The sequence below is a fragment of the Streptomyces sp. NPDC046759 genome (genome assembly GCF_040645475.1).
GTDB lineage: Bacteria > Actinomycetota > Actinomycetes > Streptomycetales > Streptomycetaceae > Streptomyces.
Window position 1 is genome coordinate 196,544 of record NZ_JBEYYJ010000007.1, and the last position, 26,481, is coordinate 223,024.

A 26,481-nucleotide genomic window follows, 5' to 3' on the forward strand; every position below is an offset into this window, starting at 1 on the left:
TGGTCCGTGCTGGGGTCAGCGTGTTCGGTGGGTAGACCGAGGGCCGCGGGAGAACTCATCGGTCGCCGTGGGCCCTTTTGGGTCAGCGCTCCACGGGGAGGGCCGCCAGAGCGGCGACCGCCAGGGTGAGCGGGCCGAACACCGCGACCAGGACCGCCGCGCGGAGGGCCGCGGCCGCGCGCAGCATCGTGGCCGGGGCGCCGAGGCGGACCAGCGCCGCGGTCGTGTCCGCCCGGCACTGGCGGGTCTCCACCGCCGCGGTGAACAGGGTGGCGACCGTGCAGCCGGTGACGAGCAGCCCGCCGAGGGTGGTCAGCGGACCGAACGCCGGTGCCGGGTCCGAGTCGGCGTACAGCGCGGTCATGGCGTACCCGGCGGACGCGACCGCGCAGACGACGCCCAGGGGGCGGCCGATGCGGATCGCCTCCGCCATGAGGACCCGGCCGGCGAGGAGACGCAGGGCGCCGGGGCGGGTGGACTGCAGGAGGCGGCCGCACAGGTGGGTGATGCCGGGGGCGGCGAGGACGAGGCCGGTCGCGGTGAGCAGCCGGCCGAGCAGCACGGCGACGTGCGAGTGGCCGGCGTAGGCCTGGACCGCCAGGCCGGTGGCGAGGAGGGCGATGCCCCACGGGAGGCCGACCGGGGCGCCCTCGGGCGGCTGTCGGTGGAGTTCGCTCCAGTCCGCGTCCGCGGCCGCGTCCCTGTCCCCGTCCGTGCCCCTGTCCGTGACGGTGCCTGTGTCTTCGTCCGTGACTGTGTCCGTGACGGTGACTGTGTCCGTGTCCGCGGCTGTGTCCCTGTCCGGGGCCTGGGTCCCGGGGCCGGTCGCGCCGCCCGGCGCCGTGACCGCGCCGCCCGTCCCCGCCCGTGCCGCCGCGTCCGCCCGCTCGCCCGGGGCGGTACCGGCCCCCGGCCGCAGCCGCGCCCCGAACCGCCCGTACGCCCCGAACGTCTCCCGCACCACCGAGTGGCCGTACGCCCCGAAGCGGCCGTACCCGCGCAGGGCCGGGGCGGCGGGGCGGGGGTCCTTCGGGCGGAGGGCCAGCGCCACCGCCGCCGACGCGGTGGCCGGGACCACGGCCAGCAACGTGAGGACCGCCGGGAGCGGGAGGTGCTCGTCCGCTGCCAGGAAGTCCGCCGCCGCGCCGCCGAAGGGCATGCCCGTGAGGTAGCCGCGCAGATACAGGAAGACCACCAGGGCCAGCAGCGAGCCCAGGGTGCAGGACAGTGCCGTGGTCAGGGCGGAGATCGCCATCAGCCGCGCCGGGCCGAGACCCACCGCGGACAGGCCCGGGCGTGGCCGGGTGCCGGGGTCGGTGCGGGCCACGGCGAGCGCGAAGTACACCGTGGCGGCGAGCGGCACCGCGCACCAGGCCAGCCGCAGCACTGCGGCGTTCGCGTGCTCCGGGTGGCGGAGGGCGTAGCCGAGGCAGGCCAGCAGCAGGAAACCGGTGCCGCCGGCCGCCGCGGCCACCAGCAGGCGGCGCAGCTGGACGGCGGGCCGGGCCGCGCGGGTCAGACGGAAAGCGACCACGCGGCCCGGCCTTCCGTCTCGGGGGCGTCCGGCAGGTGCACGGTCCGTACGCACCGGCCGTCCAGCAGCGCCACGGTGCGGTCGGCGAGGGCGGCGGTGTCCGGGTCGTGGGTGGCGAGCAGGACGGTGATGCCGTGCGAGCGGGCGGCCGTGGTGAGCGTGCGCAGGACGTGGGTGCGGTCGGCGCGGTGCAGCGCAGCCGTGGGCTCGTCCGCGAAGAGGATCGCGGGGGACGGGACCAGCGCCCGGGCGATCGCCACGCGCTGGCGTTCGGCCTGGAGGAGTTCGTGCGGGCGCTTACGGGCCTTGTCGCCGACGTCGAGCCGTTCCAGCCACTCCAGCGCGGCGATCTTGGCCCGGCGGCGGCCGGTGCCACGCAGCATCAGGGGGAGCGCGGCGTTCTCCCACACGTTCAGCTCGGGGACCAGGGCGGGCAGCGGGTCGATCCAGCCGAACCGGTCCCGGCGCAGCCGCTCCCGGCCCATCGGGCCCAGGGTGTGCAGAGGCGCGCTGTTGAACCAGACCTCGCCGCTGCCCACGCGCAGCTGGCCGGAAAGGCAGCGCAGCAGGGTCGTCTTGCCGCTGCCGCGCGGGCCGGTGACGGCGAAGATCTCGCCCTCCCGCACGCCGAGCGAGATCCCGGCGAGTCCGGGGGAGCCGTCGGGGTGCCTGAAGTGCAGGGAGCGTGCCCAGAGCACGTCGTTGTCCGGCGGGGCCTCCATGGGCGTACACCTCGGTTCTGATCCGTTTTCCCGTGCCTGTTCCCCCGTCCGGGGGAACGAAGGCTGGGCCGATCGGTCACTGGAACGCTAGGCAGCCACCACGGAGAGGCCGGACAGCACACGGCCCCGGGCCGCCGTTCCCACTCGAACGGACGGCACCGGGGCCGTGATCGATCATCCAGTCGGATGATCACAGCTTCTGCGTGCTCAGAGCTTGGTCCACGCCTCCGTGAGCGTCGCGCGCAGGATCTGCTCGATCTCGTCGAAGGTCTCCTGGTTGGAGATCAGCGGCGGGGCGAGCTGGATCACCGGGTCGCCGCGGTCGTCGGCACGGCAGTACAGGCCGTTGTCGAACAGCGCCTTGGAGAGGAATCCGTACAGGACGCGCTCGGTCTCCTCCTCGTTGAAGGACTCCTTGGTGTTCTTGTCCTTCACCAGCTCGATGCCGTAGAAGAAGCCGTTGCCGCGGACGTCGCCGACGATCGGCAGGTCGTGCAGCCTCTGCAGGGTCTGCAGGAAGGCGCCCTCGTTGTCGAGCACGTGCTGGTTGAGGTTCTCGCGCTCGAACAGGTCGAGGTTGGCGAGACCCACCGCGGCGGAGACCGGGTGGCCACCGAAGGTGTAGCCGTGCAGGAAGGTGTTGTCGCCCTTGTAGAACGGCTCGGCGAGCTTGTCGGAGATGATGCAGGCGCCGATCGGGGAGTAGCCCGAGGTCATGCCCTTGGCGCAGGTGATCATGTCCGGGACGTAGCCGAACTTGTCGCAGGCGAACATCGTGCCGAGGCGGCCGAAGGCGCAGATGACCTCGTCCGACACGAGCAGCACGTCGTACTTGTCGCAGATCTCGCGCACGCGCTGGAAGTAGCCGGGCGGCGGCGGGAAGCAGCCGCCGGCGTTCTGCACCGGCTCCAGGAAGACCGCGGCGACGGTGTCCGGGCCCTCGAAGAGGATCTGCTGCTCGATCTGGTCGGCGGCCCAGCGGCCGAAGGCCTCCGGGTCGTCGCCGAAGAGCGGGGCGCGGTAGATGTTGGTGTTCGGCACCTTGTGCGCGCCCGGGACGAGCGGCTCGAACGGCGCCTTCAGGCCCGGCAGACCCGTGATGGACAGGGCGCCCTGCGGGGTGCCGTGGTAGGCGACCGCACGCGAGATGACCTTGTACTTGGTCGGCTTGCCCTGCAGCTTGAAGTACTGCTTGGCGAGCTTCCACGCGGTCTCGACGGCCTCGCCGCCACCGGTGGTGAAGAAGACCTTGTTCAGGTCGCCCGGGGCGTAGTCGGCCAGGCGCTCGGCCAGCTCGACGGCCTTCGGGTGGGCGTAGGACCACACCGGGAAGAAGGCGAGCTCCTGGGCCTGCTTGAACGCGGTCTCGGCGAGTTCCGTACGGCCGTGACCGGCCTGGACCACGAACAGACCCGCGAGACCGTCGAGGTAGCGCTTGCCCTTGTCGTCGTAGATGTAGGTGCCCTCACCCCGGACGATGGTCGGGACCGGGGAGTTCTCGTACGAGGACATGCGGGTGAAGTGCATCCACAGGTGGTCGTACGCGGTGCGGCTGAGGTCCTTGGTGCTCACGGTTATCGGGTCCTCACGGTTATCGGGTTCCCCACATGTAGGTCTGCTTCTTGAGCTTCAGGTAGACGAAGCTCTCGGTGGAGCGCACTCCGGGCAGGGACCGGATGCGTTTGTTGATGACGTCCAGCAGGTGGTCGTCGTCCTCGCAGACGATCTCGGCGAGGATGTCGAACGAGCCCGCGGCCATCACCACGTACTCGACTTCCGACATGTCAGTCAGCGCGTCCGCGATCGACTCGACGTCGCCCTCGACGTTGATCCCGACCATCGCCTGCCGGCGGAAGCCCACGGTGAGCGGGTCCGTCACGGCGACGATCTGCATCACCCCCTGGTCCAGCAGCTTCTGGACGCGCTGGCGCACGGCCGCCTCCGACAGGCCGACGGCCTTGCCGATCGCGGCGTACGGCCGGCGGCCGTCCTCCTGGAGCTGCTGAATGATGGCGAGGGAGACGGCGTCCAGCTGTGGGCTGGTGCCGTTCCTGGACTCGCGGGAGGAGTCCCTCTGGTCTGCGCTTCGACTGGCCACGACCTCACTGTGCACGACGTCTCGACAGTTTTGCAAGGCCTGATCAATGAAATCCGTTGTCTGAGAGTCGCACTCTTGCGGATTTCGCAGCAGTCGCGGCGGTGGGGCTGTTGAAAACGTGAGCCTGGCAGCTAGTGTGGGTGTCTCAGTGAGTGGACGGAAAGAACCAGATCAGGAGGCCGGCAGTGAGCACCGAGCTGCGTCGTCTGCGCAACTACATCGACGGTGAGTTCCGGGACGCCGCCGACGGACGGACCACCGAGGTGGTCAACCCGGCGACGGGCGAGGCGTACGCGACCGCGCCGCTGTCCGGCGAGGCGGACGTCAACGCCGCGATGGAGGCCGCCGCCCGCGCCTTCCCGGCCTGGCGCGACACGACCCCCGCCGAGCGTCAGAAGGCCCTTCTGAAGATCGCCGACGCGTTCGAGGAGCGCGCCGAGGAACTGATCGCGGCCGAGGTGGAGAACACGGGCAAGCCCACGGGGCTCACCCGCTCCGAGGAGATCCCGCCGATGGTCGACCAGATCCGCTTCTTCGCGGGTGCGGCGCGGCTGCTGGAGGGCCGGAGCGCCGGTGAGTACATGGAGGGGATGACCTCGATCATCCGCCGTGAGCCGGTCGGCGTCTGCGCGCAGGTCGCGCCCTGGAACTACCCGATGATGATGGCCGTGTGGAAGTTCGCCCCGGCGATCGCCGCGGGCAACACGGTCGTCCTGAAGCCGTCGGACACCACCCCGGCGTCGACGGTCCTGATCGCCGACATCCTCGGCTCGATCCTGCCCAAGGGCGTCTTCAACGTCGTCTGCGGCGACCGCGAGACCGGCCGTCTGATGGTCGAGCACGACATCCCGGCGATGGCGTCGATCACCGGCTCGGTACGCGCCGGCATTTCGGTGGCCGAGTCGGCGTCCAAGGACGTCAAGCGGGTCCACCTGGAGCTGGGCGGCAAGGCCCCGGTCGTCGTCTTCGAGGACACCGACATCGCCAAGGCCGTCGAGGACATCTCCGTCGCGGGCTTCTTCAACGCCGGCCAGGACTGTACGGCCGCCTGCCGCGTCCTCGTCCACGAGGCGATCCACGACGAGTTCGTGACCGCGCTGGCCAAGGCCGCCGAGGACACCAGGACCGGCCAGCCGGACGACGAGGACGTCCTGTTCGGCCCGCTCAACAACCCCAACCAGCTCAAGCAGGTCGAGGGCTTCATCGAGCGGCTGCCCGCCCACGCGCGCGTGGAGGCCGGCGGCAAGCGCGTCGGCGACAAGGGCTACTTCTTCGCGCCGACCGTCGTCTCCGGCGTCAAGCAGGACGACGAGATCATCCAGAAGGAGGTCTTCGGCCCGGTCATCACCGTCCAGTCCTTCACGGACGAGGACCAGGCCGTGGAGTGGGCCAACGGCGTCGAGTACGCCCTGGCGTCCTCCGTGTGGACCAAGGACCACGCCCGCGCGATGCGCATGTCCAAGAAGCTCGACTTCGGCTGCGTGTGGATCAACACCCACATCCCGCTGGTCGCCGAGATGCCGCACGGTGGCTTCAAGAAGTCCGGCTACGGCAAGGACCTGTCCGCCTACGGCTTCGAGGACTACACGCGGATCAAGCACGTGATGACGTCCCTGGGCGAGTAGGCACCGGGAACGGCAGTGAGCGGCCCCCGGACGGGTTCACCTCCTCGTCCGGGGGCCGCGCCGTACCGGTGAGCCTTCCGCGGTACGGCGATCCTCACCACAGGTTCGTCGACGCGGCGATCAGCATCCCGGTAACCCCGCACGGCGTGAGCGCCACCCCGCACAGCAGCACCGGGAAGGCCACGACCAGGAGGAGCGGACTGAGGAACAGGTCCGTGGAAGTGATCAGCTTGCGCTCCTCGCGCCCCTCCACAAGTCACAGGCGGCGGGTCGGCAGGGCGGCCAGGGACGCGTGCGGCACGCCGCGCGGGTACGCCGTCTCACGGCCGTCGGCGTCCGTGGGGACGCAGCGCTGTGCCCAAGGTCCGCCGCGGCCCGCAGGCGCGCTCGGTGCCGCGGTACCCCGCCGCGACGCGTCCGCCTCTGAACGCGCTCCGGGTCTGCGCGATCACCCCCCCAGCAGAGCGCGCCCCCGCCGCAGGCCATCCCGACCCCGAAGTTCAGGAGCGGGACGCGGACCAGCGCCGCGGTCCAGCCGCCCAGGATGCCGACCACCAGGCAATAGCAGGGCAGGGCGACGAGGGCGGCACGGGTCAGGAGCTGCCCGGTGGTGTAGCGCTCCGTCAGCCGCGGCCGCCGAGCGGCCGCCCCGTCCCGGGCGCGTGCAGACCGTCGCGGGCGGACCTGTCCACCGAGAGCACGCCATCGCCGGGGCCGCATGGTCCGGTGGGTGACGTGGGGGTGGGCGCGTCGGGGCTCTGCCCGGCCGGTGTCCTGGCCGTGAACGGATGCCCCGCGAGCAGCTCACCGAATGCCGTCAACTGGCCCTGGCACCGGGACGATTCCTCCCGCGCCTCGCGGCGCCGCTTCCCCCGTGGCAGCACCCGGCCATCGTCCTCCCGGGAAGGGGGCGGGACACTGCGTGATGCGGGACGACTGTCCGGTCGCACGTTTCCGTACCCCGGCAACCTCCCGTGATCGACAAGGTGTCGGGCAGCCGATGGCATGCTCGACGCAGCGTCGATTGTCGCTTCGCCGGGCGGAACGGCATCCTTCCGGGGTGCCCCAGACTTCTTCGCGTACGTCCTCGATGTCCCGCCGCTCCCTCCTGCGCGCGCTCGGCGGCACCGCCGCGCTCGGTGCCCTGGCCGGCTGTGGGGTGCCCGCCGCCTATGTCGCGCCCGGCGACCGGGCCGTCGCCGACGCGTCCGCGAACGACAAAAGGCTGACCTGGGCGAACTGGCCGCTGTACATAGACACCGACGACCACAATGCCAGCCGGCGGCCCACGCTGGAGGCGTTCGAGAAGCGCAGCGGGATCTCCGTCGACTACGTCGAGGAGATCAACGACAACGACGAGTTCTTCGGCAAGATCAGCCCCGCGCTGATGAACCACCAGCCCACCGGCCGCGACCTGATCGTCATCAGCGACTGGATGTGCGCCCGGTTCGTCCGCCTCGGCTGGGTCCAGGAGATGGACCGCGCCCGGCAGCCGAACGTGGCGAAGCACCTGGACCCGCTGCTGCGTACGCCCGCCTTCGACAAGGGCCGCCGCTACACCGTGCCCTGGCAGTCGGGCATCACCGGCATCGCCTACAACCGGAAGAAGCTGGGCCGTGAGATCCGGCACGTCAAGGATCTCTGGGCGAGCGACCTGAAGGGCCGCGTGACGCTCCTGTCCGGCCTGGACGAGTCCTTCGCGCTGCTGATGCAGGGCAACGGCGTGGACATCACCAGGTGGACGGCGGACGACTTCCACCGCGTCTGCGACGAGGTCGAGCGCGAGGTCCGCAGCGGCCAGATCCGCCGCTTCACCGGCAACGACTACACCAAGGACCTGGTCAGCGGGGACGTCCTCGCCTATCAGGCCTACTCCGGCGACGTCATCCAGCTCCAGGCGGACAACCCCGACATCCGCTTCGTCGTGCCCGAGGAGGGCGCCGAGCTGTGGTCGGACTCCCTGATGATCCCCAACCGGGCCCGCCACAAGGCCAACGCCGAGGCCCTGGTCGACTTCTACTACGACCCCGAGGTCGCCGCGGAGCTCGCCGCCTGGGTCAACTACGTCTGCCCGGTCCCGGCCGCCAAGGACGTCCTGGCGTCCTCGAAGGACAAGGACACCGCGGCCCTCGCCGACAACCCGCTGATCTTCCCCGACGCCGGCATGCGCGAGCGGCTCGCCATCGCCCGGGACATCACCTCCACGGAGCGGGTGGAGTTCGCCAAGCGGTGGAACGGGATCGTGGGGCTCTAGGCATACGAGCCCTTGTGTGTGACAAAGAATTCTAGTTAGCACAGAAGAGGGATAGTTGGCACTGAATGCAGTGCGCGCAGAGCCTCACGCAGGATGGTGACGTCCACCGTCAGCTAAAGTGTGTCTCTCTGATGGTCTCGTCAGTTGATCGGATGTGCCTGTCCGGTTAGTGATCAACGACATCGGAGGGACCGCGTCGGTCGACTCCACCGTCGTCCGGGCTCACCAGTACGCCGCCGGAGTACTCAAAAGGGGCCGCAGGCCGCAACGAGCCGGACGATCACGCGCTCGGACGTTCCCGCGGCGGGCTGAGCACCGAGATTCAACTGGCCGCGGACGGCCCCCTTGCCTTCACCGTGGCTGCAGGTCAAACCGGTGACGCGCCCACCTTCGAGACGTTCATGAGCCTTATCCGGGTGCCGGGACCCGGCCCTGGTCGGCCTTGGACCCGCCGCACATGGTCCTGGCCGACCGTGCCTACTCATCCCGCGCGATCCGCGGCCACCTGCGCCACCGGCAGATCCGCGCGGTCATCCCGCAGCCGTCGGACCAGATCGGCGACCGTCTGCGGCGGGTTGCCGCGGCGGCCGTCCACCCGGCTTCGATGCTGAGCTTTTCAAGCAGCGCAACATGTCGAGCGGTGCATCAACCGCCTCGAGCAGTGGCGCGGCCTGGCCACACGGACCGACAAACTCGCGGTCGCCTACCAGGCCGCGCTCCACCTCGCAGCCATCCTCATCTGGGCACGGCGCTGACCGAGGAGACAGAACCTAGCGGCGACACGCCTCGTGACCTGGGCTGAACCGGAGTGCCAACTCCATGTCGCCGACCATTGACACTACTTGGTATCAGCACAGGTCACGAACGCTGCCCAGTGCCTGGTAGCCATCGTGGTCACAACGGCTGCCATCGGATTAGCGCGGGCATCGCAGCGTGGTCGGTGCCTTCCATCGTCACGATGACTTCCCGGCCTGTCGTCCTTCCCAACCAGGTCACGAAGGTGCGCACGTGTGCAAAGGTCGCCTCGTCGACCACGTCGGAAGGATCGAAGGTGAACTCGATCTCTTCGACGTCGAAGAAGTAGCAGGTGAACCACACACCGTCGACGTCGATGGCCAGGCTCGCCGATTCCTCCGGGTTCTGCTCAAGACGGGACCATACGACAGAGGCGTCCAAGGCGCCGCTCTCCGTGGTGCCGGCGAGCGTCCAGGTAAGGACATAGTTCCACGGGGCCACACGCAGCCCGTCGAAGATGCGCCGCCAATCGTCGAGCGTGGTGTCGAGGACGCAAACGTCCCGCAGCGCTCCGTCTGCCACGAAGTCCTCTGCCCGGTAGGCCGGTTCGGCCTGGTGCTGCCCCGCCATCACAGGAATCCTTCGAAAGTGAGTTGGCCCCCACGCCAACTCCATCGGGCGCCCCAGCCGCCGGGAACTCTGAAGTCGCGGGTGATGCCGCCGTATTGAGCCGATGCAGAGGTGTTGACCTTCTCGACCACGTTCGGGTCAGTGAGTATGTCCTGGATCATCTCATTGGCGATCTCGGTCCGCTCACTATTGGTGACCTTGCCGAAATTGTACATATCGACGTGAGCTTGACCCCGTTTGGCCAGGTTACCTGGGCTTGGGTCGCCGTGCTTCTGCAAAGCCCTGCCGGCGGGCGACAGCTGGCCCTTCTTGATGGTGGTGGCTGCCTGGGACAAGTCGTCGAGGTCATAGTTGCAGGGGGAGAGACCGAGGGGATCGATCCAGGTGAGCGGAGTGCGTACATATCCGTGGTGATTGTCCGCTGGCTCCAGCCCCAGGGGATCCGCGCTGATATATCGGGTCGTCCTGGGGTCGTAGTAGCGGTGGAGGTTGTAGTGCAGCCCTGTTTCGTCGTCGGCGTACTGCCCCGGGAAGCGCAACGGGCAGTCCGCGTCCGGGGCCGGGCCCGGCAAGCATGGGCCCCACAGGGTGCTGCGGCGCTGCCAGAGCAGGTCTCCGGACGCCGACACCAGTTCCATGGGGGTACCGACGGGGTCCGTGACCACGGCGCAGAAGCGAGCGTTGCGCTCGGGTTTCGTCTCCTCGGCCAGGCGCGCCAGGAACGATGCGCTCGATAGCGTGGCCGACGGCTCGTGGTCGGTCTGGGCCACTGGGCGAGGGGTGCCCGGCTTGTAGTCCCAGGTCAGCACCCGGCCGTCTGGCGCGGTCTGCTCGGCCAGGAGGGCGCCGTCCCAGCTGAACTCTGTGCGGTCGTGCTCGGAGCCGTCCCTGGCAACCCGGTGCTTGGAGACGCGCCGCCCCAGTGGGTCGTAGGCATAGCGCCAGCGGTCGCCGTCCGGAGTGACCACCTGCGTCAGTCGGTCGTCGGCGTTCCATACGTAGCTCCACGTACGGCTCTGGCCGTTCAGAAGCCTGCCGGTTCTGCGGACCAGGCGACCTTGCGCGTCGTGCTCATACACGGTTCCGCCCGCCGAGCGGACGAGGGTGCCGTCGAACTCGCGCTCGCCGGGCGCGTCGTGGACGGGTGCGGTGGCGTCCACCAGGTTGCCCGTCGAGTCGTAAGCGTAGGTCTCGGTCCAGCCGTGGGCGCGCACTACGGTTACGCGCCCCATGCCGTCGAGGTCGAAGCGGCGGGTGCCTGAGGTCAGCTCGCGGATCTCGGTGACGTAGCCGTCGGCGCGGTGTGTGTAGGTGCGGTGCTGGAGGAGACGGTCCACGCCGTCCGCCGCTGGGCCTGAGGTCAGGCTCTGTCCAGTCAGGAGGTCCCGCGGGCTCCAGTTCTGGGTCAGCCTCACCTCCGTACCGAGGCGGCGCTCCGTCTCGCGGCCTGCGGAATCGTGGGCGAACTGGACTTCGCCCACGGGCGAGCGCAAGGTGAGCGGGCGGCCCGCCGGATCATACGTCCATTCCGAGGCCAGCCTGGACGGAGTCACCCGGCGGACGCGTCGGCCGAGAGCGTCGTACGCATTCGTGGTCGTGCGGCCGTTCACCGTCTCCGACAGCACGCGGCCCAGGCTGTCTCGCTCCAGAACGACCTCGGCGTCGGCGTTGGACGCGTGCGCGAGACCACCGTCGGGACCGTATGCGAACGTCGTGACGGCACCTGACTCGTACCGCTGCTCAACCACCCGCCCCACCGCGTCCCGCGTGAGGTGCAGGGTCTCCCCGGCGCCATTGATCCGGGAAACCAACTGTCCTGCAGCGTCATGGACGTATGTCAGCGTGCGGCCGTTGAAGTCGGTCTCCGCGGTCAGCCGGCCCGCCTCGTCGTAGGTGTACGACCAGGTGCGCCCCTGCGGGTTGGTGACGCCAGTCAGGCGGAGTTCGGTGTCGTAGGTGAACTCGTAACGGGCGCCATCCGAGTCCGTCCGCGTGGTGGGGACGTCGAAAGGGCCCGGAGTGTGGTGGGTCGTGTTACCCGCGGCGTCGGTGTGGCTGAGAAGGTTGCCCTCCGCGTCCCAGTCCCATGACTCGCGCGTGCCGTCGGGGTATTGGCGCCACGCCTGCTTACCCTCGATGGTCCAGCCCAGGCGGGTGGTGTGGCCCAGCGGATCGGTTGCCTCGATGATCCGGCCGAAGGCGTCCCGGCGGATCGTCGTGGTGCGGCCCAGCTCATCGGTCGCCGCGACGGGCAGGCCGGCCGGGTTGTACGCGACGGTGCGGGTGTGGCCGAGGGCGTCGGTGATCGCCGTCGGGCGGCCCTCATCGTCGTGCGTGTACCAGGTTTCGGCGCCCGTGGGGTCGACGGTCGTGAGGAGGTTGCCACGTTCGTCGTATGTGTGCCGCCAGACCGCACCACCCGGCTCGACCACGTCTGTCGGCTGCCCGAACGCATTGCACGAAGCCCGCGCGATCGACCTGTCCGGCAGGCTGAGTTCCGTCAGGTTGCCTGAGGCGTCGTAGGCGTACTGCGTTGTGCGTCCCAGGGCGTCGGTGACGGCGACAGGCCGGACACCGTACTTGTCCCAGCGGGTGCGGGTGGTGTGCCCCAGCTGGTCCGTCTCCTCCTCGACTTGGCCCTCGGCGTTGTAGCGGTGCACTGAGACGAGGCCCAGGGAGTCTGTATATGTAGTCGTGCGTGCTGCGTCGTCGTACCTCAGCGTCCCGGACAGGATGCCATCCACGCCCTCGGTGCGGACCACACGGCCGCGGTCGTCGTAGACGTATGAGAACCAGGTGCCGATACGGTCGGTCCAGCGGGTGACGCGTCCATCGCCGTCATAGGCAAACCGCAGCGGCTCACCACTGGAGTTGATGACCTCGGTCAGGTTGCCCGACGAGTCGTAGCCGTAGCGCATCACGACCGTGCCCTCGTCGAGCGCGGCGCCCGGGCGGTAACGCGATGGCGGCTCATCCAGGAGGCGCAGGGCCGTGATGCGGGGGCCCTGGGTGTCGACGGCGACGTAGTAGCCGCCGGAGTGGCGAATGCCGAACGGGATGCCCTCGTCGTCGCGTTCGACGTCGATGCGGTTGCCGTTGCGGTCCGTCCAGGAGTCCAGTGCCAGGTGGAAGACGCCGAAGGTGGGAGCGGGGACAGGGGCGGCGAAGGTCCGTGTCACGCCCGTTGACGGGTCGGTGACCGTCATTGCGCCGTCTGGCTTGCCGTCCCACTCCAGCGGCCAGCGGGCGCCCTTCACCGGCATCGTCGGCACGCCCGGCTCCGGCACCGGATACACCAGGCGCATACCGTCCGCAGCCGCGAAGACGACCCCCTCACCGTCGATCTGGAGGCACTCGTCGAGGGTGGAGATCCACGTCGGGCCGAAGCAGACACCTCCCCGGTACGAGGACAGGTGGGTTCGCGTGAACTGAAGCGGCAGACTCCCCGGCAGGGCCAGGTCCGTCTGCGTCATCAGCATGGCGCCGGTCGCCACGTCGATCGGCTCGCCCACGCACGGCATGTCGTCGGCGGTGCGGGCCGCCGTGCCCAGATCGACCAGGTCGGGGCGGAGCGACGGCGGGCGCAGCAGCAGTGGGGTGGTGTCGGCGAGTCCTCCTTCCATGCTCGCCTTCAGCAGGCCGTCGCCCGCTCCGAGCGCGCCGCCGAAGATCATGCCGTCCTTGGCGGCCTGGTTGACCTCGTCCAGGCTGAAGCCGTGCTGCAGACCCGCGGCGATCTGCAGCGGCTGGGCCACGGCGAGGTCGACGGTGACCGACTCGACTCCGCCGAACGCGACGCCGGCGAAGGCGCCTCCGATGACATCGGCCACCAAGGTGGAGACCCCGACGCCTACCGTGGCGCCGAACTCGATGACCGCGTCAGCCGCTGCTGCCGCCGCCCCGGTGGCGATGCCCGCGGTGAGTACGGCCAGCGTGATGCCGCCCGCGATCACGAGCGCGTCGATGCCTATCCGCGCCCAGAGCTTGTTGATCGCGTCGTCGATGCCGTCGGCGAACTTGTCCAGGCCGTTGGCCATATCCCGCGAGGACTCCGCGAGGTCGCTCAGCCAGCCGCCGTGCTGGTCCTTGGCGTAGCGGTCCCAGAACTTGTGGAATGCCTCGATCGACTCACCCGTGTTGTTGTGGATGATCCCGGACGCGCTGCGGTGCACGGGGGAACGGACGTCATCCACCGAGTGGGCGAATGCGCGCCAGGCTTTCGCCGCGTCCCGCAGTTTGTCGGGGTCGGCCTCGGGCCACCACAGGCCCATGTCGAGAAGGATGTGGCGGGCTTTGGACTCAACGCTCACCGGCACCGTCGCTCTGCTTGTCGGTCTTCACCTCGGTGAACATGCCGGCGACGAGCTTGTCGTTGTCCACATGCCCGTCCGCCATGTCCACCATGGCCTCGTGAATGCTCGTCAGACCGAGCACCAGGATGCCCGCCGCGCTCTCGATCTTCTTCTGGTTCGGCTTGTAGACGCCGCCGAACTGATCGCCCTGTTCGTCGTGGCCCCAGGGCTCACCGAGGCCGTCCAGGGTCTTGATGAGAGTGGTCAGAGCCTTGCTCAGATCGATGGCCCCTTGCTGGAAGGCCGGTGCCGCCGCCTTGATGTCGGCGTCTTGATGTCAAGCACCTTGCCGGGGACCTTGCCGTCGCCCATCGGTGCATCCCCGCTCGCAGTCGCGGCTTTCGACTCTATGGTGACGAATTCAAAAAATCCCCATGCCTTGGCAATCTAAAGGCAGGGCTGGCTGGTTGACGCACCCACGCACTCGAACGGCCTTGGGCAACGCGGGTGTGGTCCGCGGCGCCCCCCTAGGGGTCCGGTGTGGCGCTGGCACACACATGGGGAGCACGTGCGCGCAACATCCGCCTCCGAGAAGGCTTCGTCATTCGGCGGTGCTGCGCCCCCTCGTGAGAGGATCTCCCTGCGAAACTCCACAGTGTCATCAAGGGATTCGCTGGCGTGCGTGACAGCCCGGCGAGCCCCCGCATGGCTCACGCGGGGTCGTCGGCCACCTTGGAAGGAGCCTCGCACCGGCCGTCACTCATGCGGATCATGACGAGGTGGGTCCACCGGGCCGCCTCGGTCCGGAGGGCGGACACCATGCGAGATTCGATAGGCCAGGGGGCTCCGGCGCGGAGCGGTGCGTGCGCGGCTGCCGGGCTGCCCGGCGTCGACGCAGGGCGAGGGGGTCGACCGGTGCACACCGGTGATGGCGGTCGCATGGAAGGGACCGGGGAACATGACGACCTGGGCGCTGGTCGTCGAGACGACCATGAGTGCCGGGGACCGCAAGCACATCGAGGCCCACGTGGTGGCGCACGTCTCCGGGGCGCGGGCCGAGGCGCTGGCGGAGCTGGAGCGGTTTGCCCGGAGGTATGCGCCCGAGCACCCCAGAAGTCCCAGGCGCCGCCGGCTTCTCCGGAGCGGCGACGGGTTGCTGCTCGTCGTCGACGGGGCGTGGCAGTCGTTCGCCACCCGGTTCACGGTGGCGGAGGTGCTGGAGGACTCCGCCGCGCCCGTCGACCCCGAGCCCGTGGAAGGGCCGAGCGGGCCCACCGGCTCACCTGAGGAGCCCACTGAGCCCGTCGCTTCACTCGACGAGCCGGCCGAGCCGGTGGACCAGGTCGAGCGGTATGCGGACGGAGTGCCGGTGAAGCCGGCGTGGCTGGGACGCGACGATCTGGCGTGACCGCGCCGACCGGGCCGCCGGGCAGATCGACGAGCACCTGTGATCCGCAGCGAGCACCGGCGTGCGGCGGCTTCGCCAAGGCTGATTGACGCATAGCCCGGCAACTTCCCCTCCTCCTACGATGGAAGCCACCGTCGGGGGAGGGTGGACGTGACGCGCAGCACACCACAGGGGGCCGGGCGCCGGCTGGAGGACGCGATCGCCTGGGCGGTCCGCAACGCGGACGGGATCGTCGCCATCGTCGTCGCCCTGGTCGTCGGGCTGATGGACGTCCTCAACCAGAACATGGACGACAACGTCGTCTCCGGCGCCACCCTGCTCGTACTCGCGGCGCTGGTGTACGGCTCGCTCACCGAACGCCGCCGGCGCATGGCCGACATCCGGTCCGCGAGCGCCGGCACGAGCCGGGCCATCGAGGACCTGGCGATGGTGCGCACCCTCTCCGGCGCGGAGGTCGCGCTCGCGCACGAGCGGGCCCGGCGCACCACCACCCGCTGGGTGTTCAAGGGAGGAACCGGCACCTATCTGCGCGCCGTCACCCTCCCCGAGTGCGTCCTCGAAGCGCAACGCCAGCGGCGCTCGCTCAGCATGAAGATCGACATCATCAACCCGGCCGACGACCACGTGTGCGCCGCGTACGCGCGCTTCAGGAGCACGTTCGGCCCGGCGCCCGGCGGCGCCTTCGGAGAGTGGACCGTCGAACGCACCCGCAAGGAGGCGTACGCCACCGTCGTCGCGGCCGGCTGGCACCGGCAGCGGCTGGACACCCTGGAGATCGACGTCCACCTCTCCTCGGTGGCACCGGCGCTGCGCTTCGACCTCTCGGACACCTGCCTGATCATCACCCAGGACGACCCGAGCCGGGTCAGCCTGTACGTGGAGCGGGACCGGCCGCTCTACGACTACTACGTCACCGAGCTGCACCAGAGCCGCGAGCAGGCGGTCAAGCTCGATCTGCGCGAAGCCGTCCCGCTCTCGGACGAGCCGACCGTGGACGAGGTCAGACGCCTGCTCGACCGGCTGGGCCTGCCAGTTCCGTCGAGCTTCACCGACCGTGACGTCGGCGACATCATCGACAAGGCGCTGCGCGCGGAGAACCCGTACCGCAGGTGAGCGAGCGCCGTGTTCCGGCCAAGGGGGGAGGCACATGGACTACCCGGCCCTGGAACGGGCCGCCCGGCGGCACGCCACCGCCGAGCTGATACGACATGCCGTATCGGAACTCGACCTGATCGTCTCCGGCCGCCGCGCCCTGCGCGCGGTACGCCACCCGCTCGGGTTCGTCTGCCTGCCCGTCCTGCGCGACGGCGGCGACGGCGTCTGTGTCCATGTCTTCGGCACCGCGGAGGCGGAACCGGACGGCACCGTACCCCAAGTGCACTGCCACAGCTGGGACCTGACGAGCACCGTGCTGTACGGGCGGCTCGGCAACCGGCGTGTGCACATCGACGACGACCCCGGCGACGACGCCACCCACCGGGTCTTCGAGGTGCTCAGCGACCCGTCCGGCGTGGACGAGATACGGCCCACCGGACGGCTGGTGCGCTGCCGGCCCGGTGCGGAACAGACCAGCGCGCGCGGCCAGACCTACGCTCTCCCGGCGGGTGAATTCCACACCAGTGTGGTGCCGGACGGCCGCCCCACCGCCACCCTGGTCCTGGGCCGCACCCTGCCCGGCCGGGTGGACCTCTCCCTGGGTCCGCCGGCCGCCCCGGGGCACCGCATGGTCCGCCGAACCTGCGACGCGACCCAGACCGCCCGGATCGCTCGGGCCGCCCTGAGGAGGATCCATGAGCCCGAACCCTGACGCCTGGTCCTCCGAGCACGGTACGGCCGTGGCCGCCGCCGAGGAGGCCGGGGCGCTGCTGCGGTCCCGCTTCCCCGACGGGTTCGTCCCCCGGCCCAAAGGCCGACTCGGGGACGTGGTGACCGACTTGGACGTCGCCGCCGAGCGACTGGTGGTCGGGCGGATCCGGGAGCGCTTCCCGCACGACCGGATCCTCGCCGAGGAGTCCGGCGAACTCGCCGGTGACGGCGGCGGCCGCACCTGGCTCGTCGATCCGCTCGACGGCAGCAACAACGTGGTGATCGGGCTCGCCGTGTACGTCGTCGGCATCGCCCTGTGCGTCGACGACACGCCCGTGGTGGGGGTCGTCCACGATCCGATGACCGGCCGTACGTGGTCCGCGCTGCGGGGCGGCGGGGCCCACGGTCCGGGCGGACGCCTCGCGGCGAACGCCGCCGGCCGTGCGCTCTCTCCCGCCGGACCGCTGCTGGCCTGGACCCAGGGCCACGCCGTCTCCCGCGACGACTCCGTCGCCTGTGCCCTCAGGCACACCCTCGAACTCCGCTCCCGGCGCCTGCTCCAGCTCTGGGCGCCCCTCGTGGCCTGGGCGATGCTCGCCCGCGGGGACATCGACGGCTTCGTCGGCTACCGCGCCGAGGGCATCGACCTGCCCGCCGGTGCCCTGCTCGCCCACGAGGCAGGCATCGCCCTACGGCACCTCGACGGCGCGGAGTTCGCCGGCGGGTTCGGCGGTCCCGACACGGGACGGTCCTTCGTCGCCGGGCGCCCCGAACTGCTGCCGCGGCTCCTCGACCTCGTCAGCCCTTTCTCTCCCGGCACCGAGGGCACGCACACGGCGGGAACCGTCCCGACAGGTCCAGCGGCGCGGCGTTCTTCGGCGGCCGGTACGTCACCTTCGGCCCCCACGTCCGGCCCCCGTCCCGGGAGACCCTCAGCGTGAGATACACCCCGACGAACCCGTCTTCCTGGTCTTGCATTCCAGCGCCTTTCGCTTTCCGTGGCGGTACATGCACACAGTGATGTGAGGGCGAGTAACTTCGGTAGATGACCGAGCGTGACAACCGGGTCCGCACCAGGGGAGTTGCACAGGTGGCCATCGAGGACAACCCGCGTTCACGGAAGCAGTACGGGCAGGAGCTGAAGCGGAGGCGGGAAGCGTCGGGACTCACCCAGGAGGAGCTGAGCCAACGTGTCGTGATGTCCCGCACGCACATCGCCCACATCGAGGCGGGGCGCCGACGGCCGGATGTGGAGGATGCGCGGCGGCTGGATCAGGAACTGGGTGCGGATGGGTTCTTCGAGCGGTTCCTGCCTGCGCTGGACGGCAGGAAGGTGGCGGAGCACTTCGCGGAGGCGGCGGAGCTGGCACGTCAGGCGGTCGCCATCAAGCAGTACGCGAGCGTGCTGGTGCCCGGTTTCCTCCAGACACCGGATTACGCGCGCGAGGTGCTGAGTTCCGGGCACCCGGCGAAGAGCGACGAGAAGCGTGACAGCCTGCTCGCCACTCGCCTCGAACGAGCCCGCATTCTGGACAACTTCGACTCGCCCAGGCTTACGGTCCTCCTCGGCGAGGCCGTTCTGCGGCAGGTCATCGGTGGGTCCCAAGTGATGTGCGAGCAGCTCCGTCACATCCTGGAGCTGGGCGAGACCCGCCGTGTCCGCGTACACGTGCTCCCCTTCAAGGCCGGGGGCCCATGCCCTCCTTGAGGGTCCGGTCAAGCTCATGTGGTTCGAGGAGCTGCCGCCCGTGGCGTATGTGGAGGGCCTGAAGTCGGGACGTATCTGGGAAGTCCAGCACGCTGTGCGTGAGTTGGAGGACGTTTACGATCACGCGCTGGGGGACGCACTGTCGCACCGCCAGTCCCTGGCGTTGATCAAGTCAGTCGCGGAGGATTACGAGCATGAACAGAATCCCGGTAACCGCCTGGCGTAAGTCGACGTACAGCGGCGAGAGCGGCGGTGACTGCCTCGAAGTGAACGACACCCCCGCCCCCACCCACGTCCCCGTCCGCGACAGCAAGAACCCCGCCGGGCCCGCCGTCGTCTTCTCGGCACCGGCCTGGACGGCGTTCCTCGGCTCCCTGAAGACGCACTAGCGCGTCAAAGCCAGCGCAGCGACCCCCGCGGACACCGCGCACACGGCCAGTACCGTGCCGGTCCCGACCAGCCGGCGCACCGGCACCCGCACCCCGTACGCATGGCAGCGCTCGTACCACAGCAGCGTGGCCAGGGACGCCCACGGGGTGATCACGGGGCCGGCGTTGGTGCCGAGCAGCAGGGCGAGGAGCTGGTCGTGGTTGCCCGCGGGCACGGCCGCCTCCCCGGCCAGATAGACCGGGAGGTTGTTGAGGGCGTTGGACAGCCCGCCGCCGACCGCAGCCGCACGGAACAGGCCGAGCGCGCCGCCGTCGGTGCCGACGGCCGAGGCCAGCAGGTGGTGCAGCCCGTGTGCGTCGAACGTCTCGACGACCAGGAACATGCCCGGCACCATCACCAGCAGCCGCCAGGGGACGAGCGACAGCCGCAGCGCGGACCGCCGCCGTACCCCGAACGCCGCCACGGCGATGAGTGCGGCCGTTGCGGATGCCATCCACAGCGGCACGTCGGCCACCAGGATGGCGAGCAGGAAGCCGGCGCAGGCGAGCGCGCAGGCGCGGAACAGCACGGCGTCGGCGGGGCGGTGCACCCCCGGGGGCACATAACGGTCGGCGGTGTCCACGCGCACATCCGCCGCGCGCGCCGCACCGGGCCCCGACACCGGTACGGCCGCCATCAGCCCGGAGCTGTCCACATCAGGCCCCCCACGCCGCCCCCGCCGCCAGAAGAACAGCCACAAACAAGCCATCGTCACGGCCAGCACGGCCAGTTGCGGTGCCCACATGCGCCCCGCCAGGCCCAGCGGGGACAGCGCGACCCGGTTGGCGGCCAGCAGGTTCGTCAGGTTGGACACCGGCAGCAGCAGGCTGGCCGTGTTGGCCAGCCACACCGTCGTCATCGCCAGCGGCACCGGTGCGATGCCCACCCGGGAGGCGAGCGCCAGCATCACGGGAGTCAGCAGGACGGCCGTCGTATCCAGGTTGAGGGCGATGGTCGTGACCGCCGCGAAGGCGACGCACAGCAGGAACAGCAACCCGTAACTGCCCCGCCCGGCCCTCGCCACCCGTGCCGCCACCACGTCGAACACCTCGGCGCGGCTCGTGAGTTCGGCGAGCACGATGACCGTGCCGAGGAACGCCAGCAGCGGGGCGATCCGAGTCAGCGCGCCGGATGCGGAACCCGCCGGCAGCAACCCCGTGGCCACGCACAGCAGTCCGGTCGCCAGCAGACCGATCGCCACGCGGTCGAGCACATGCAGACGCAGCAACAAGACACGCACGGTTGGAAGGGTCGCACGTTTGTGCGTCGCTGTGACCAGGGCGCTGTCGACGGCCTGGAAACGACCGGTATCAACCTCTCTTCTCACGGCATCATCAATACATGGTGGCTCGTCAGAACATCCCGGGGGACACCGGGCCATTGGACTTCTTCATCAGCTACTCGCCGGCCGACGAGCGCTGGGCGTCCTGGATCGCCTGGACCCTGGAGGAGGCCGGGTACCGGACGGTCCTGCAGGCCTGGGACTTCGTCCCGGGCACCAACTTCGTCGACTTCATGGACCGCGGCGTGAGCGAGTCCGCCGCCGTCATCGCCGTACTCTCGCGCAACTACGAGCGCTCCCGGTACGGGCGGATGGAGTGGCAGGCCGCGCTGCGTGCCGACCCGGACGCGCCGGAGCGGCGGCTGATCACCGTGCGGGTCGAGGACATCCCGGTGGAGGGCCTGCTCGCCACCATCACCTATGTGGACCTGGTCCCGGTCGCCGATCCGGCGGCGGCCCGGGAGCTGCTGCTGGCCCGGGTCCGGCAGGCCCTCGACGGGCGGGCCCGGCCCAGTCTGCCGCCCGGTTACCCGGGTGCCGGCGGCCACCTCGGCCCCTCGGCCCCGCCCGTGGCCGGCCCCGGGCGGCCGCTCGGCGGGTCCGGGTGGGCGGGGCGCCGCAGACCGGCCGCGCCGCCGTCGTACCCGCGGGTGTCCGGGGCGGTCTTGGAGCGGGAGGCGGTCACCGTGCTCCAGCTGGCCGGCCCCGCCTTCGGCCGGGGCCAGGACCCCGCCGAGTTACAGGCGGCGATCTGGGGCGACCTGGTCGAGCTGGCCGACGCCGGTGCGCCCTCGCCCGACCTGCTGGTCGTCACCGGGGACCTCACCGCTTCCGGCAGCCGGCGCGAGTTCGAGCAGGCCCTCGCCTTCCTCACCGGGCTGCGCGCCCTGCTCGGCCTGGAGCCGCACCGGGTCGCGCTCGTCCCGGGCGGCCAGGACGTCAACCAGGCCGCCTGCCAGGCGTACTTCAGCACCTGTGAGGCCGACGAGATGCCGCCCAGGCCGCCGTACTGGCCCAAGTGGCGGCACTTCGCCCGGCTGTTCCAAGAGCTCTACCAGGGGCTCGACGCCGTCTTCGACAGCGATCAGCCGTGGACCCTCTTCCCCGTGCCGGAACTGCACACCGTGGTCGCGGGGCTCAACTCCTCGATGGCGTACAGCCACCGGCGCGACGACCAGTACGGGCTGGTCGGGCGTGAGCAGGCCGCCTGGTTCGCGCAGGCCCTGCGGCCGCACGAGACGGAGGGGTGGCTGCGGATCGGGGTCGTGCGGCACTCGCCGGGCGACGGCCGGCCCGCCGCCACCGGCCTGCGCCGGGCCGGTGTGCCGGGTACGGCCGCCCTGGACGGCGCAGGCCCGCTGCGCGACACCGATGTGCTGACCCGGCTCACCGCGCCCCGGCTGCACTTGCTGTTGCACGGCCCGGCCGGCCCCGGCGGGCTGTCCTGCCTGGTCACGGCCTCCGGGGAGGTGCCGGTGATCGGCGCCGTACGGCCCGGCGGGCATCAGCTGGTGCGGGTGGGCCGTGAGGGGCTGGCCGTCTGGGAGGGGCCCGGGGAGCCGCGGCGCCGGCCGGTGCAGTGGCGGCGGGCCGACCGGGCCTTCGGGCCGGAGGCCACGCCCGCCGGCCACCCCGACGGCACCCTCGCGCCCGCCCCCGAGCCGGAGCCGCGTGCCCTGCAGACCCCCGCCGAGATCCTGCTCACCCGGGTCGCCGAGGTGTGCCGCACCCGTCACGACGGCGCCCAGCTGCGCCGGGTGGACGGGCCGGTGCCGCAACTGCTCGTCACCTGGACCCAGTCCGGCTTCGTCCGGCAGCAGCGCGTGGCCGTGCACACCGGCACCCCGGCCGCGCAGGACGTCGACCGGTTCGTGGCCCTCGTGCACGCCGCCGACGCGGAGGCGGAGGCCGAACTCGTCCACGACGGGCCGCCGCCCGCCCGTGAGCTGCGCGACGCGGCCCGCCGCCGGGGCGTGCGGGTGCGCAGCTTCACCGAGTTCCAGGGTCTGCTCGACCTGCGCGGCTATGTCACCGGGCAGAGCGAGCGGCTGCGCACCGACCCCCGCTACCCCCCGGGCATGTACCTGCCGCAGCGGTACCGCGAGGTGGAACGCCTCGACGCCGAGGACCGCGACGGGCTGGTCGACGAGATGCTGCGGCTGCTCGACTCCGACCAGGGCCGCTTCCTGCTGCTCCTCGGCGACTTCGGACACGGCAAGACCTTCGCACTGCGCGAGCTGGCCCGCCGTATTCCCGCCGAACTGCCCCATCTCGTCCCGCTGCTGATCGAACTGCACGCGCTGGACCGGGCCTACTCCTTCGAGGGCCTGGTCGCCGCCCATCTCGCCGCGCACGGCGTCGACAACATCGACCTGCGGGCCTTCAGGTACATGCTCCAGCAGGGCCGGATCGTGCTGCTCTTCGACGGCTTCGACGAACTCGTCAACCAGGTCACCTACGACCGCGCCGCCGAACGCCTCCAGGTGCTGCTGGACTCCGCCGTGGACAGCGCCAAGATCGTGGTGTCCAGCCGCACCCAGCACTTCCGCTCCCAGGGCCAGGTGCTCACCGCCCTCGGCGAACGCGTCGGCCTGCTCCCGCACCGCCGGGTGCTGGCCGTCCAGGAGTTCAGCCCCCAGCAGATCCGCGCCTACCTGGTCAACCGCTACGGCGGCGACGAGCGTGCCGCCGACCACCGGATCCGGCTGCTCGACGCCATCCCCGACCTGCTCGCCCTGTGCCGCAACCCCCGGCTGCTCGGCTTCGTCGCCGACCTCGACGACGACCGGCTGCGCGCGGTCGCCGGTGCCGGGCGCGCGCTCAGCCCCGCCGGACTGTACGAGGAGGTGCTCACCGCCTGGCTGGGCTTCGAGGCGCAGCGCGGCAGCGGCAGCCCCGGCCGGGCGCCCGGGCTGTCCGTGGACCAGTTGTGGGACGCGGTCACCGCACTCGCCCTGCGGCTGTGGGAGAGCGGGCAGGACTCGCTGCGGCTGGACGAGCTGACCGACGTCGCCGAGACCCTGACCGGGCTCGCGGACGCCCGGCTGTCGGTGCCGCAGACCGCCCACGCCATCGGCTCCGGCAGCCTGCTGGTGCGCAGCGACGACGGCCTGTTCCGGTTCATCCACGGCTCGGTGGTGGAGTGGCTGGTCGCCCGGGAGTGCGCCCGCCGGCTCACCGACGGTGACAGCGCCCTGCTGGGCAGGCGCCAACTCAGCCAGCTGGCCGTGGAGTTCCTGTGCGACCTCGCCGACCACCGGGTCTGCCAGGCGTGGGCCGAGCGGGAGCTGTCCGGCACCCCCGGGGAGGAGCCGAACGCCGCCCTGGACGCCGCCCGCGCCAACGCCGTGAAGATCCTCAGCCGGCTGCGGGTGCCCGCCCACACCGACCTGCGCGGTGCCGCCCTGGCCGGGGAGGACCTGTCCCACCGCGACTTCTCCGGCGTGGACCTCACGCGCGCCGATCTGACCGACGCCCGGCTGGTCGGTGCCGACCTCTCCGGCGCCGTGCTGCGGGGCGCCCGGCTGACCGGCGCCCGGCTCGACGGCGCGGACCTGACCGGCGCCGACCTGCGCGGCGCCGACCTCAGACGGGCCCGGCTGATCGGCACCGACCTGACCGGCGCCCGGGTGGACGGCGGACGCTGGCGGCGAGCGGCGCTGATCTCCGCCCACACCGGATCCCTGGCGCGGACCCCCGAACTCGCGGTGGCGGCGATCGCGCCCGGCATGGCCGTCGACTCCGGCTTCCGGCCCTCCGCGGTCGGTGTGCCCTACGGCTTCGACATGCGCACCAGCCGGCTGCCCGAGCCCATCTCCTACAGCCCCGACGGCGAGCTGCTCGCCGTCGGCAGCGAGGACGGCGGCGTCCTGGTCTGCGACGCCGCCACCGGCATCCCGCTGCGCACCCTGCAGGGCCACACCGGCCGCGTCTACGCCGTCAAGTTCCGCGGGCGGGTCCTGGCCACCGGCAGCGCCGACGGCACCGTACGCCTGTGGGACCCGGTCTCCGGCCGTTGTCGGCACCGGCTGGAGATCCACCCGCAGGGCGTCTGGCCGGTCACCCTGGACACCGACGGCACCCTGATGGCCACCGGCGACGCCGATGGCGTGGTCACCGTCTGGGACACCGCCGCAGGCACCCCGCTGCACCGGCTGCCCGGCCACGCGGCGCCCGTCTACACCGTGGCGTTCGGACCGGGCGACGCCACCCTGGTCACCGGGGACGCCGCCGGCGCCGTACGCCTGTGGGACCTGGGCACCGGCGAGCGGACCGGTGAACTGACCGGCCACCGCGGCGCGGTGTTCCGGGCGCGGTTCGGCCCGGACGGCACGCTGCTGGCCACCACCGACCAGGGCGACGACCGACAGGGCGGCACGGTACGGGTGTGGGACCTCGCCACGGGGACCTGGCAGCAGGAGTTCACCGGGCACTCCGGCCGCGTCTACACCCTGGACTTCCACCCCGGCGGGGCCCTGCTGGTCAGCGGTGACACCGAAGGGGAGGTGCGGCTGTGGGACCTGGCCGCGGGGCGCAGCGCTGGGCTGCTCGGCGGCTGCCGCGGGGCCGTGTACCAGGTGCTGTTCGACCCCGACGGGACCCTGCTCGCCGCCGGGGACAGCGCCGGGGTGGTCCGGCTGTGGCGGATCGACCCGGAGGCCGACCCGGTCGCCGCGCCGCTGAGCCGGCAGCCGGCCGAGCACCGCGGCTCGGTCTGGGTGTGCAAGTTCCGTCCGCACGGCGACACACCGGCCCAGGGCCCCGGCGCGCTGCTGGTGACGGGCGGCAACGACGGTGTCGTACGGCTGTGGGAGCCGGCCACCGGCCAGGGCCGGCGCATCCTGCGCGGCCACGGGCGGCGCATCGGGAGCCTGTCCTTCAGCGCCGACGGTTCGATGCTGGCGGCCGGCGGCAACGACGGCGTCGTACGGGTGTGGCACTCCGCGACCGGCCGACGGCTGCGCGAACTGACCGGGCAGAGCGACCGGTTGGTGTCCGCCGTCTTCGGGCCCAGTGGCGCCCTGCTGGCCACCGCGAGCAGCGACGGCGACATCTACCTGTGGAACGCGGCCACCGGCGAGTACCAGCGCGAACTGGACGTCGAGACCGACCACGTGTGGGCGGAGGCGTTCAGTGCCGACGGCGAACTCCTGGCCACCGCCAACGACGACGACACGGTTCGGCTGTGGTACCGGGCCACCGGAGCGCACGTCGCGACCGTCACCGAGCACTACGGGCGGGTCCGCGCGATCGCCTTCCGGTCCGACGGCGCGTTCCTGGCCACCGGCTGCGACGACCGCAAGGTGCGGATCTGGGATCCTGCGGAACGCAGGATCACCGGCGTCCTCGACGGCCACACCGACCGGGTGTACGCCGTGGCCTTCGCCCCCGACGGTTCCTGGCTGGCCAGCGCCTCCTGGGACGGTACGGCGGTGATCTGGCGGGACGGCGAGATCGGCCACCGTCTGACCGGCCACACCGGCAAGCTCTGGACGGCGGCCGTCCACCCCCTGCGCCCCCTGCTGGCCACCGCGGGCGACGACCGTACCGTCCGCCTGTGGAACCCCGGCACCGGCCGCCAGACGGCTGTTCTGACGGGCCACACCGGCCGGATCCTCGCGGTGGCGTTCAGCCCCGACGGCTCCCTGCTGGCCAGCGGCGGCGAGGACGGCACGGTACGGCTGTGGAACGTCCCGGCCGACGGATCCGCGATCGGCACGGTCACGCTGCGGGCCACGCTGGTCGGCATGCCCGGCGGCTGGGCCGCGCTGTCGCCGGCCGGCGGCTACAAGTACGAGGGGGACGTCACCGGCGAGTTCTGGCACGCGGTCGGCATGTGCCGCTTCGAACCGGGCGAGTTGGACGGCCATGTGCCCGGCGTGTGGCAGGTGCCCCTGGACGGGCCCCTGGGCTGACGCCGAGGGTGCTTTTGAACACGTTCAAATGTGGGCGTACGCT

Annotated in this window: 18 protein-coding genes and 2 pseudogenes; 11 read left to right on the forward strand and 9 right to left on the reverse strand. The window is 71.1% G+C overall.

What is annotated here, in order from left to right; genetic code table 11:
- Window positions 1–82: 82 nt before the first annotated feature.
- The 4 genes from ABZ919_RS12500 to ABZ919_RS12515 all read right to left on the reverse strand — a co-directional run bounded on the left by ABZ919_RS12500 (window position 83) and on the right by ABZ919_RS12515 (window position 4,369).
- Window positions 83–1,534, reverse strand: a complete 1,452-nt coding sequence (locus ABZ919_RS12500) for a hypothetical protein (protein ID WP_361246199.1) — start codon at window positions 1,532–1,534, stop codon at window positions 83–85.
- Window positions 1,516–2,256 carry an ATP-binding cassette domain-containing protein gene (locus tag ABZ919_RS12505; protein ID WP_361246201.1) on the reverse strand — a complete coding sequence of 247 codons (741 nt, stop codon included), beginning with the start codon at window positions 2,254–2,256 and terminating at the stop codon, window positions 1,516–1,518. Before ABZ919_RS12505 ends, ABZ919_RS12500 begins: the two co-directional genes overlap by 19 nt.
- 207 nt (window positions 2,257–2,463) lie before the next feature.
- A complete protein-coding gene (locus tag ABZ919_RS12510; RefSeq protein WP_361246204.1) occupies window positions 2,464–3,828 on the reverse strand; it encodes an aspartate aminotransferase family protein in 1,365 nt (454 codons plus the stop codon).
- A 19-nt stretch (window positions 3,829–3,847) separates the two neighbouring features.
- Window positions 3,848–4,369, reverse strand: coding sequence for an Lrp/AsnC family transcriptional regulator (locus tag ABZ919_RS12515; protein ID WP_361246206.1), 522 nt, complete (start codon window positions 4,367–4,369; stop codon window positions 3,848–3,850).
- Between the two features lie 170 nt (window positions 4,370–4,539).
- On the opposite strand from ABZ919_RS12515, the gene ABZ919_RS12520 reads away from it, so the two are divergent.
- The gene (locus tag ABZ919_RS12520) at window positions 4,540–5,979 is read left to right on the forward strand and encodes a gamma-aminobutyraldehyde dehydrogenase (RefSeq protein ID WP_361246209.1); all 1,440 of its coding nucleotides are present in this window, start codon (window positions 4,540–4,542) and stop codon (window positions 5,977–5,979) included.
- Between the two features lie 94 nt (window positions 5,980–6,073).
- Here ABZ919_RS12520 and ABZ919_RS12525 read toward each other — a convergent pair whose 3' ends face one another.
- Window positions 6,074–6,232, reverse strand: coding sequence for a hypothetical protein (locus ABZ919_RS12525; RefSeq protein ID WP_361246212.1), 159 nt, complete (start codon window positions 6,230–6,232; stop codon window positions 6,074–6,076).
- A gap of 807 nt (window positions 6,233–7,039) precedes the next feature.
- Between ABZ919_RS12525 and ABZ919_RS12530 the strand changes: the two genes are divergently transcribed.
- Both ABZ919_RS12530 and ABZ919_RS12535 read left to right on the forward strand, forming a co-directional pair.
- The gene (locus ABZ919_RS12530) at window positions 7,040–8,233 is read left to right on the forward strand and encodes a spermidine/putrescine ABC transporter substrate-binding protein (protein WP_361246215.1); all 1,194 of its coding nucleotides are present in this window, start codon (window positions 7,040–7,042) and stop codon (window positions 8,231–8,233) included.
- Window positions 8,234–8,432: 199 nt separating this feature from the next.
- A pseudogene (locus ABZ919_RS12535) lies at window positions 8,433–8,619 on the forward strand (IS5/IS1182 family transposase); the annotation flags it as partial.
- Window positions 8,620–9,127: 508 nt separating this feature from the next.
- Here ABZ919_RS12535 and ABZ919_RS12540 read toward each other — a convergent pair.
- From ABZ919_RS12540 to ABZ919_RS12550, 3 genes and pseudogenes are all read right to left on the reverse strand, one after another.
- Window positions 9,128–9,598: a hypothetical protein gene (locus ABZ919_RS12540; protein ID WP_361246218.1), complete on the reverse strand. Its 471-nt coding sequence runs from the start codon at window positions 9,596–9,598 to the stop codon at window positions 9,128–9,130.
- Window positions 9,598–13,908, reverse strand: coding sequence for a DUF6531 domain-containing protein (locus ABZ919_RS12545; protein ID WP_361246221.1), 4,311 nt, complete (start codon window positions 13,906–13,908; stop codon window positions 9,598–9,600). The genes ABZ919_RS12540 and ABZ919_RS12545 overlap by 1 nt, the downstream gene beginning before the upstream one ends.
- Window positions 13,898–14,262: pseudogene (locus ABZ919_RS12550) on the reverse strand (hypothetical protein). The gene ABZ919_RS12545 and the pseudogene ABZ919_RS12550 overlap by 11 nt, the downstream one beginning before the upstream one ends.
- Window positions 14,263–14,848: 586 nt before the next feature.
- On the opposite strand from ABZ919_RS12550, the gene ABZ919_RS12555 reads away from it, so the two are divergent.
- The 7 genes from ABZ919_RS12555 to ABZ919_RS12585 all read left to right on the forward strand — a co-directional run bounded on the left by ABZ919_RS12555 (window position 14,849) and on the right by ABZ919_RS12585 (window position 19,201).
- Window positions 14,849–15,298: a hypothetical protein gene (locus ABZ919_RS12555; protein WP_361246224.1), complete on the forward strand. Its 450-nt coding sequence runs from the start codon at window positions 14,849–14,851 to the stop codon at window positions 15,296–15,298.
- A 150-nt stretch (window positions 15,299–15,448) separates the two neighbouring features.
- Complete coding sequence (locus ABZ919_RS12560; RefSeq protein WP_361246227.1) at window positions 15,449–16,411, forward strand: hypothetical protein; 963 nt, start codon at window positions 15,449–15,451, stop codon at window positions 16,409–16,411.
- 34 nt (window positions 16,412–16,445) lie between these two features.
- Complete coding sequence (locus tag ABZ919_RS12565; protein ID WP_361246229.1) at window positions 16,446–17,105, forward strand: hypothetical protein; 660 nt, start codon at window positions 16,446–16,448, stop codon at window positions 17,103–17,105.
- A complete protein-coding gene (locus ABZ919_RS12570; RefSeq protein ID WP_361246232.1) occupies window positions 17,089–18,045 on the forward strand; it encodes an inositol monophosphatase family protein in 957 nt (318 codons plus the stop codon). Before ABZ919_RS12565 ends, ABZ919_RS12570 begins: the two co-directional genes overlap by 17 nt.
- A gap of 104 nt (window positions 18,046–18,149) precedes the next feature.
- On the forward strand, window positions 18,150–18,812 hold the full coding sequence (locus ABZ919_RS12575) for a helix-turn-helix transcriptional regulator (RefSeq protein ID WP_361246235.1): 663 nt from the start codon (window positions 18,150–18,152) through the stop codon (window positions 18,810–18,812).
- Window positions 18,813–18,828: 16 nt separating this feature from the next.
- Window positions 18,829–19,038: a Scr1 family TA system antitoxin-like transcriptional regulator gene (locus ABZ919_RS12580; RefSeq protein WP_361246238.1), complete on the forward strand. Its 210-nt coding sequence runs from the start codon at window positions 18,829–18,831 to the stop codon at window positions 19,036–19,038.
- A complete protein-coding gene (locus tag ABZ919_RS12585) occupies window positions 19,007–19,201 on the forward strand; it encodes a DUF397 domain-containing protein (protein ID WP_361246241.1) in 195 nt (64 codons plus the stop codon). The genes ABZ919_RS12580 and ABZ919_RS12585 overlap by 32 nt, the downstream gene beginning before the upstream one ends.
- Here ABZ919_RS12585 and ABZ919_RS12590 read toward each other — a convergent pair.
- A complete protein-coding gene (locus tag ABZ919_RS12590; RefSeq protein ID WP_361246244.1) occupies window positions 19,198–20,481 on the reverse strand; it encodes an SLC13 family permease in 1,284 nt (427 codons plus the stop codon). The two genes, ABZ919_RS12585 and ABZ919_RS12590, sit on opposite strands and share 4 nt — an antisense overlap.
- A 101-nt stretch (window positions 20,482–20,582) precedes the next feature.
- Between ABZ919_RS12590 and ABZ919_RS12595 the strand changes: the two genes are divergently transcribed.
- The gene (locus ABZ919_RS12595) at window positions 20,583–26,438 is read left to right on the forward strand and encodes a TIR domain-containing protein (RefSeq protein WP_361246247.1); all 5,856 of its coding nucleotides are present in this window, start codon (window positions 20,583–20,585) and stop codon (window positions 26,436–26,438) included.
- The last annotated feature ends 43 nt before the right edge of the window (window positions 26,439–26,481 follow it).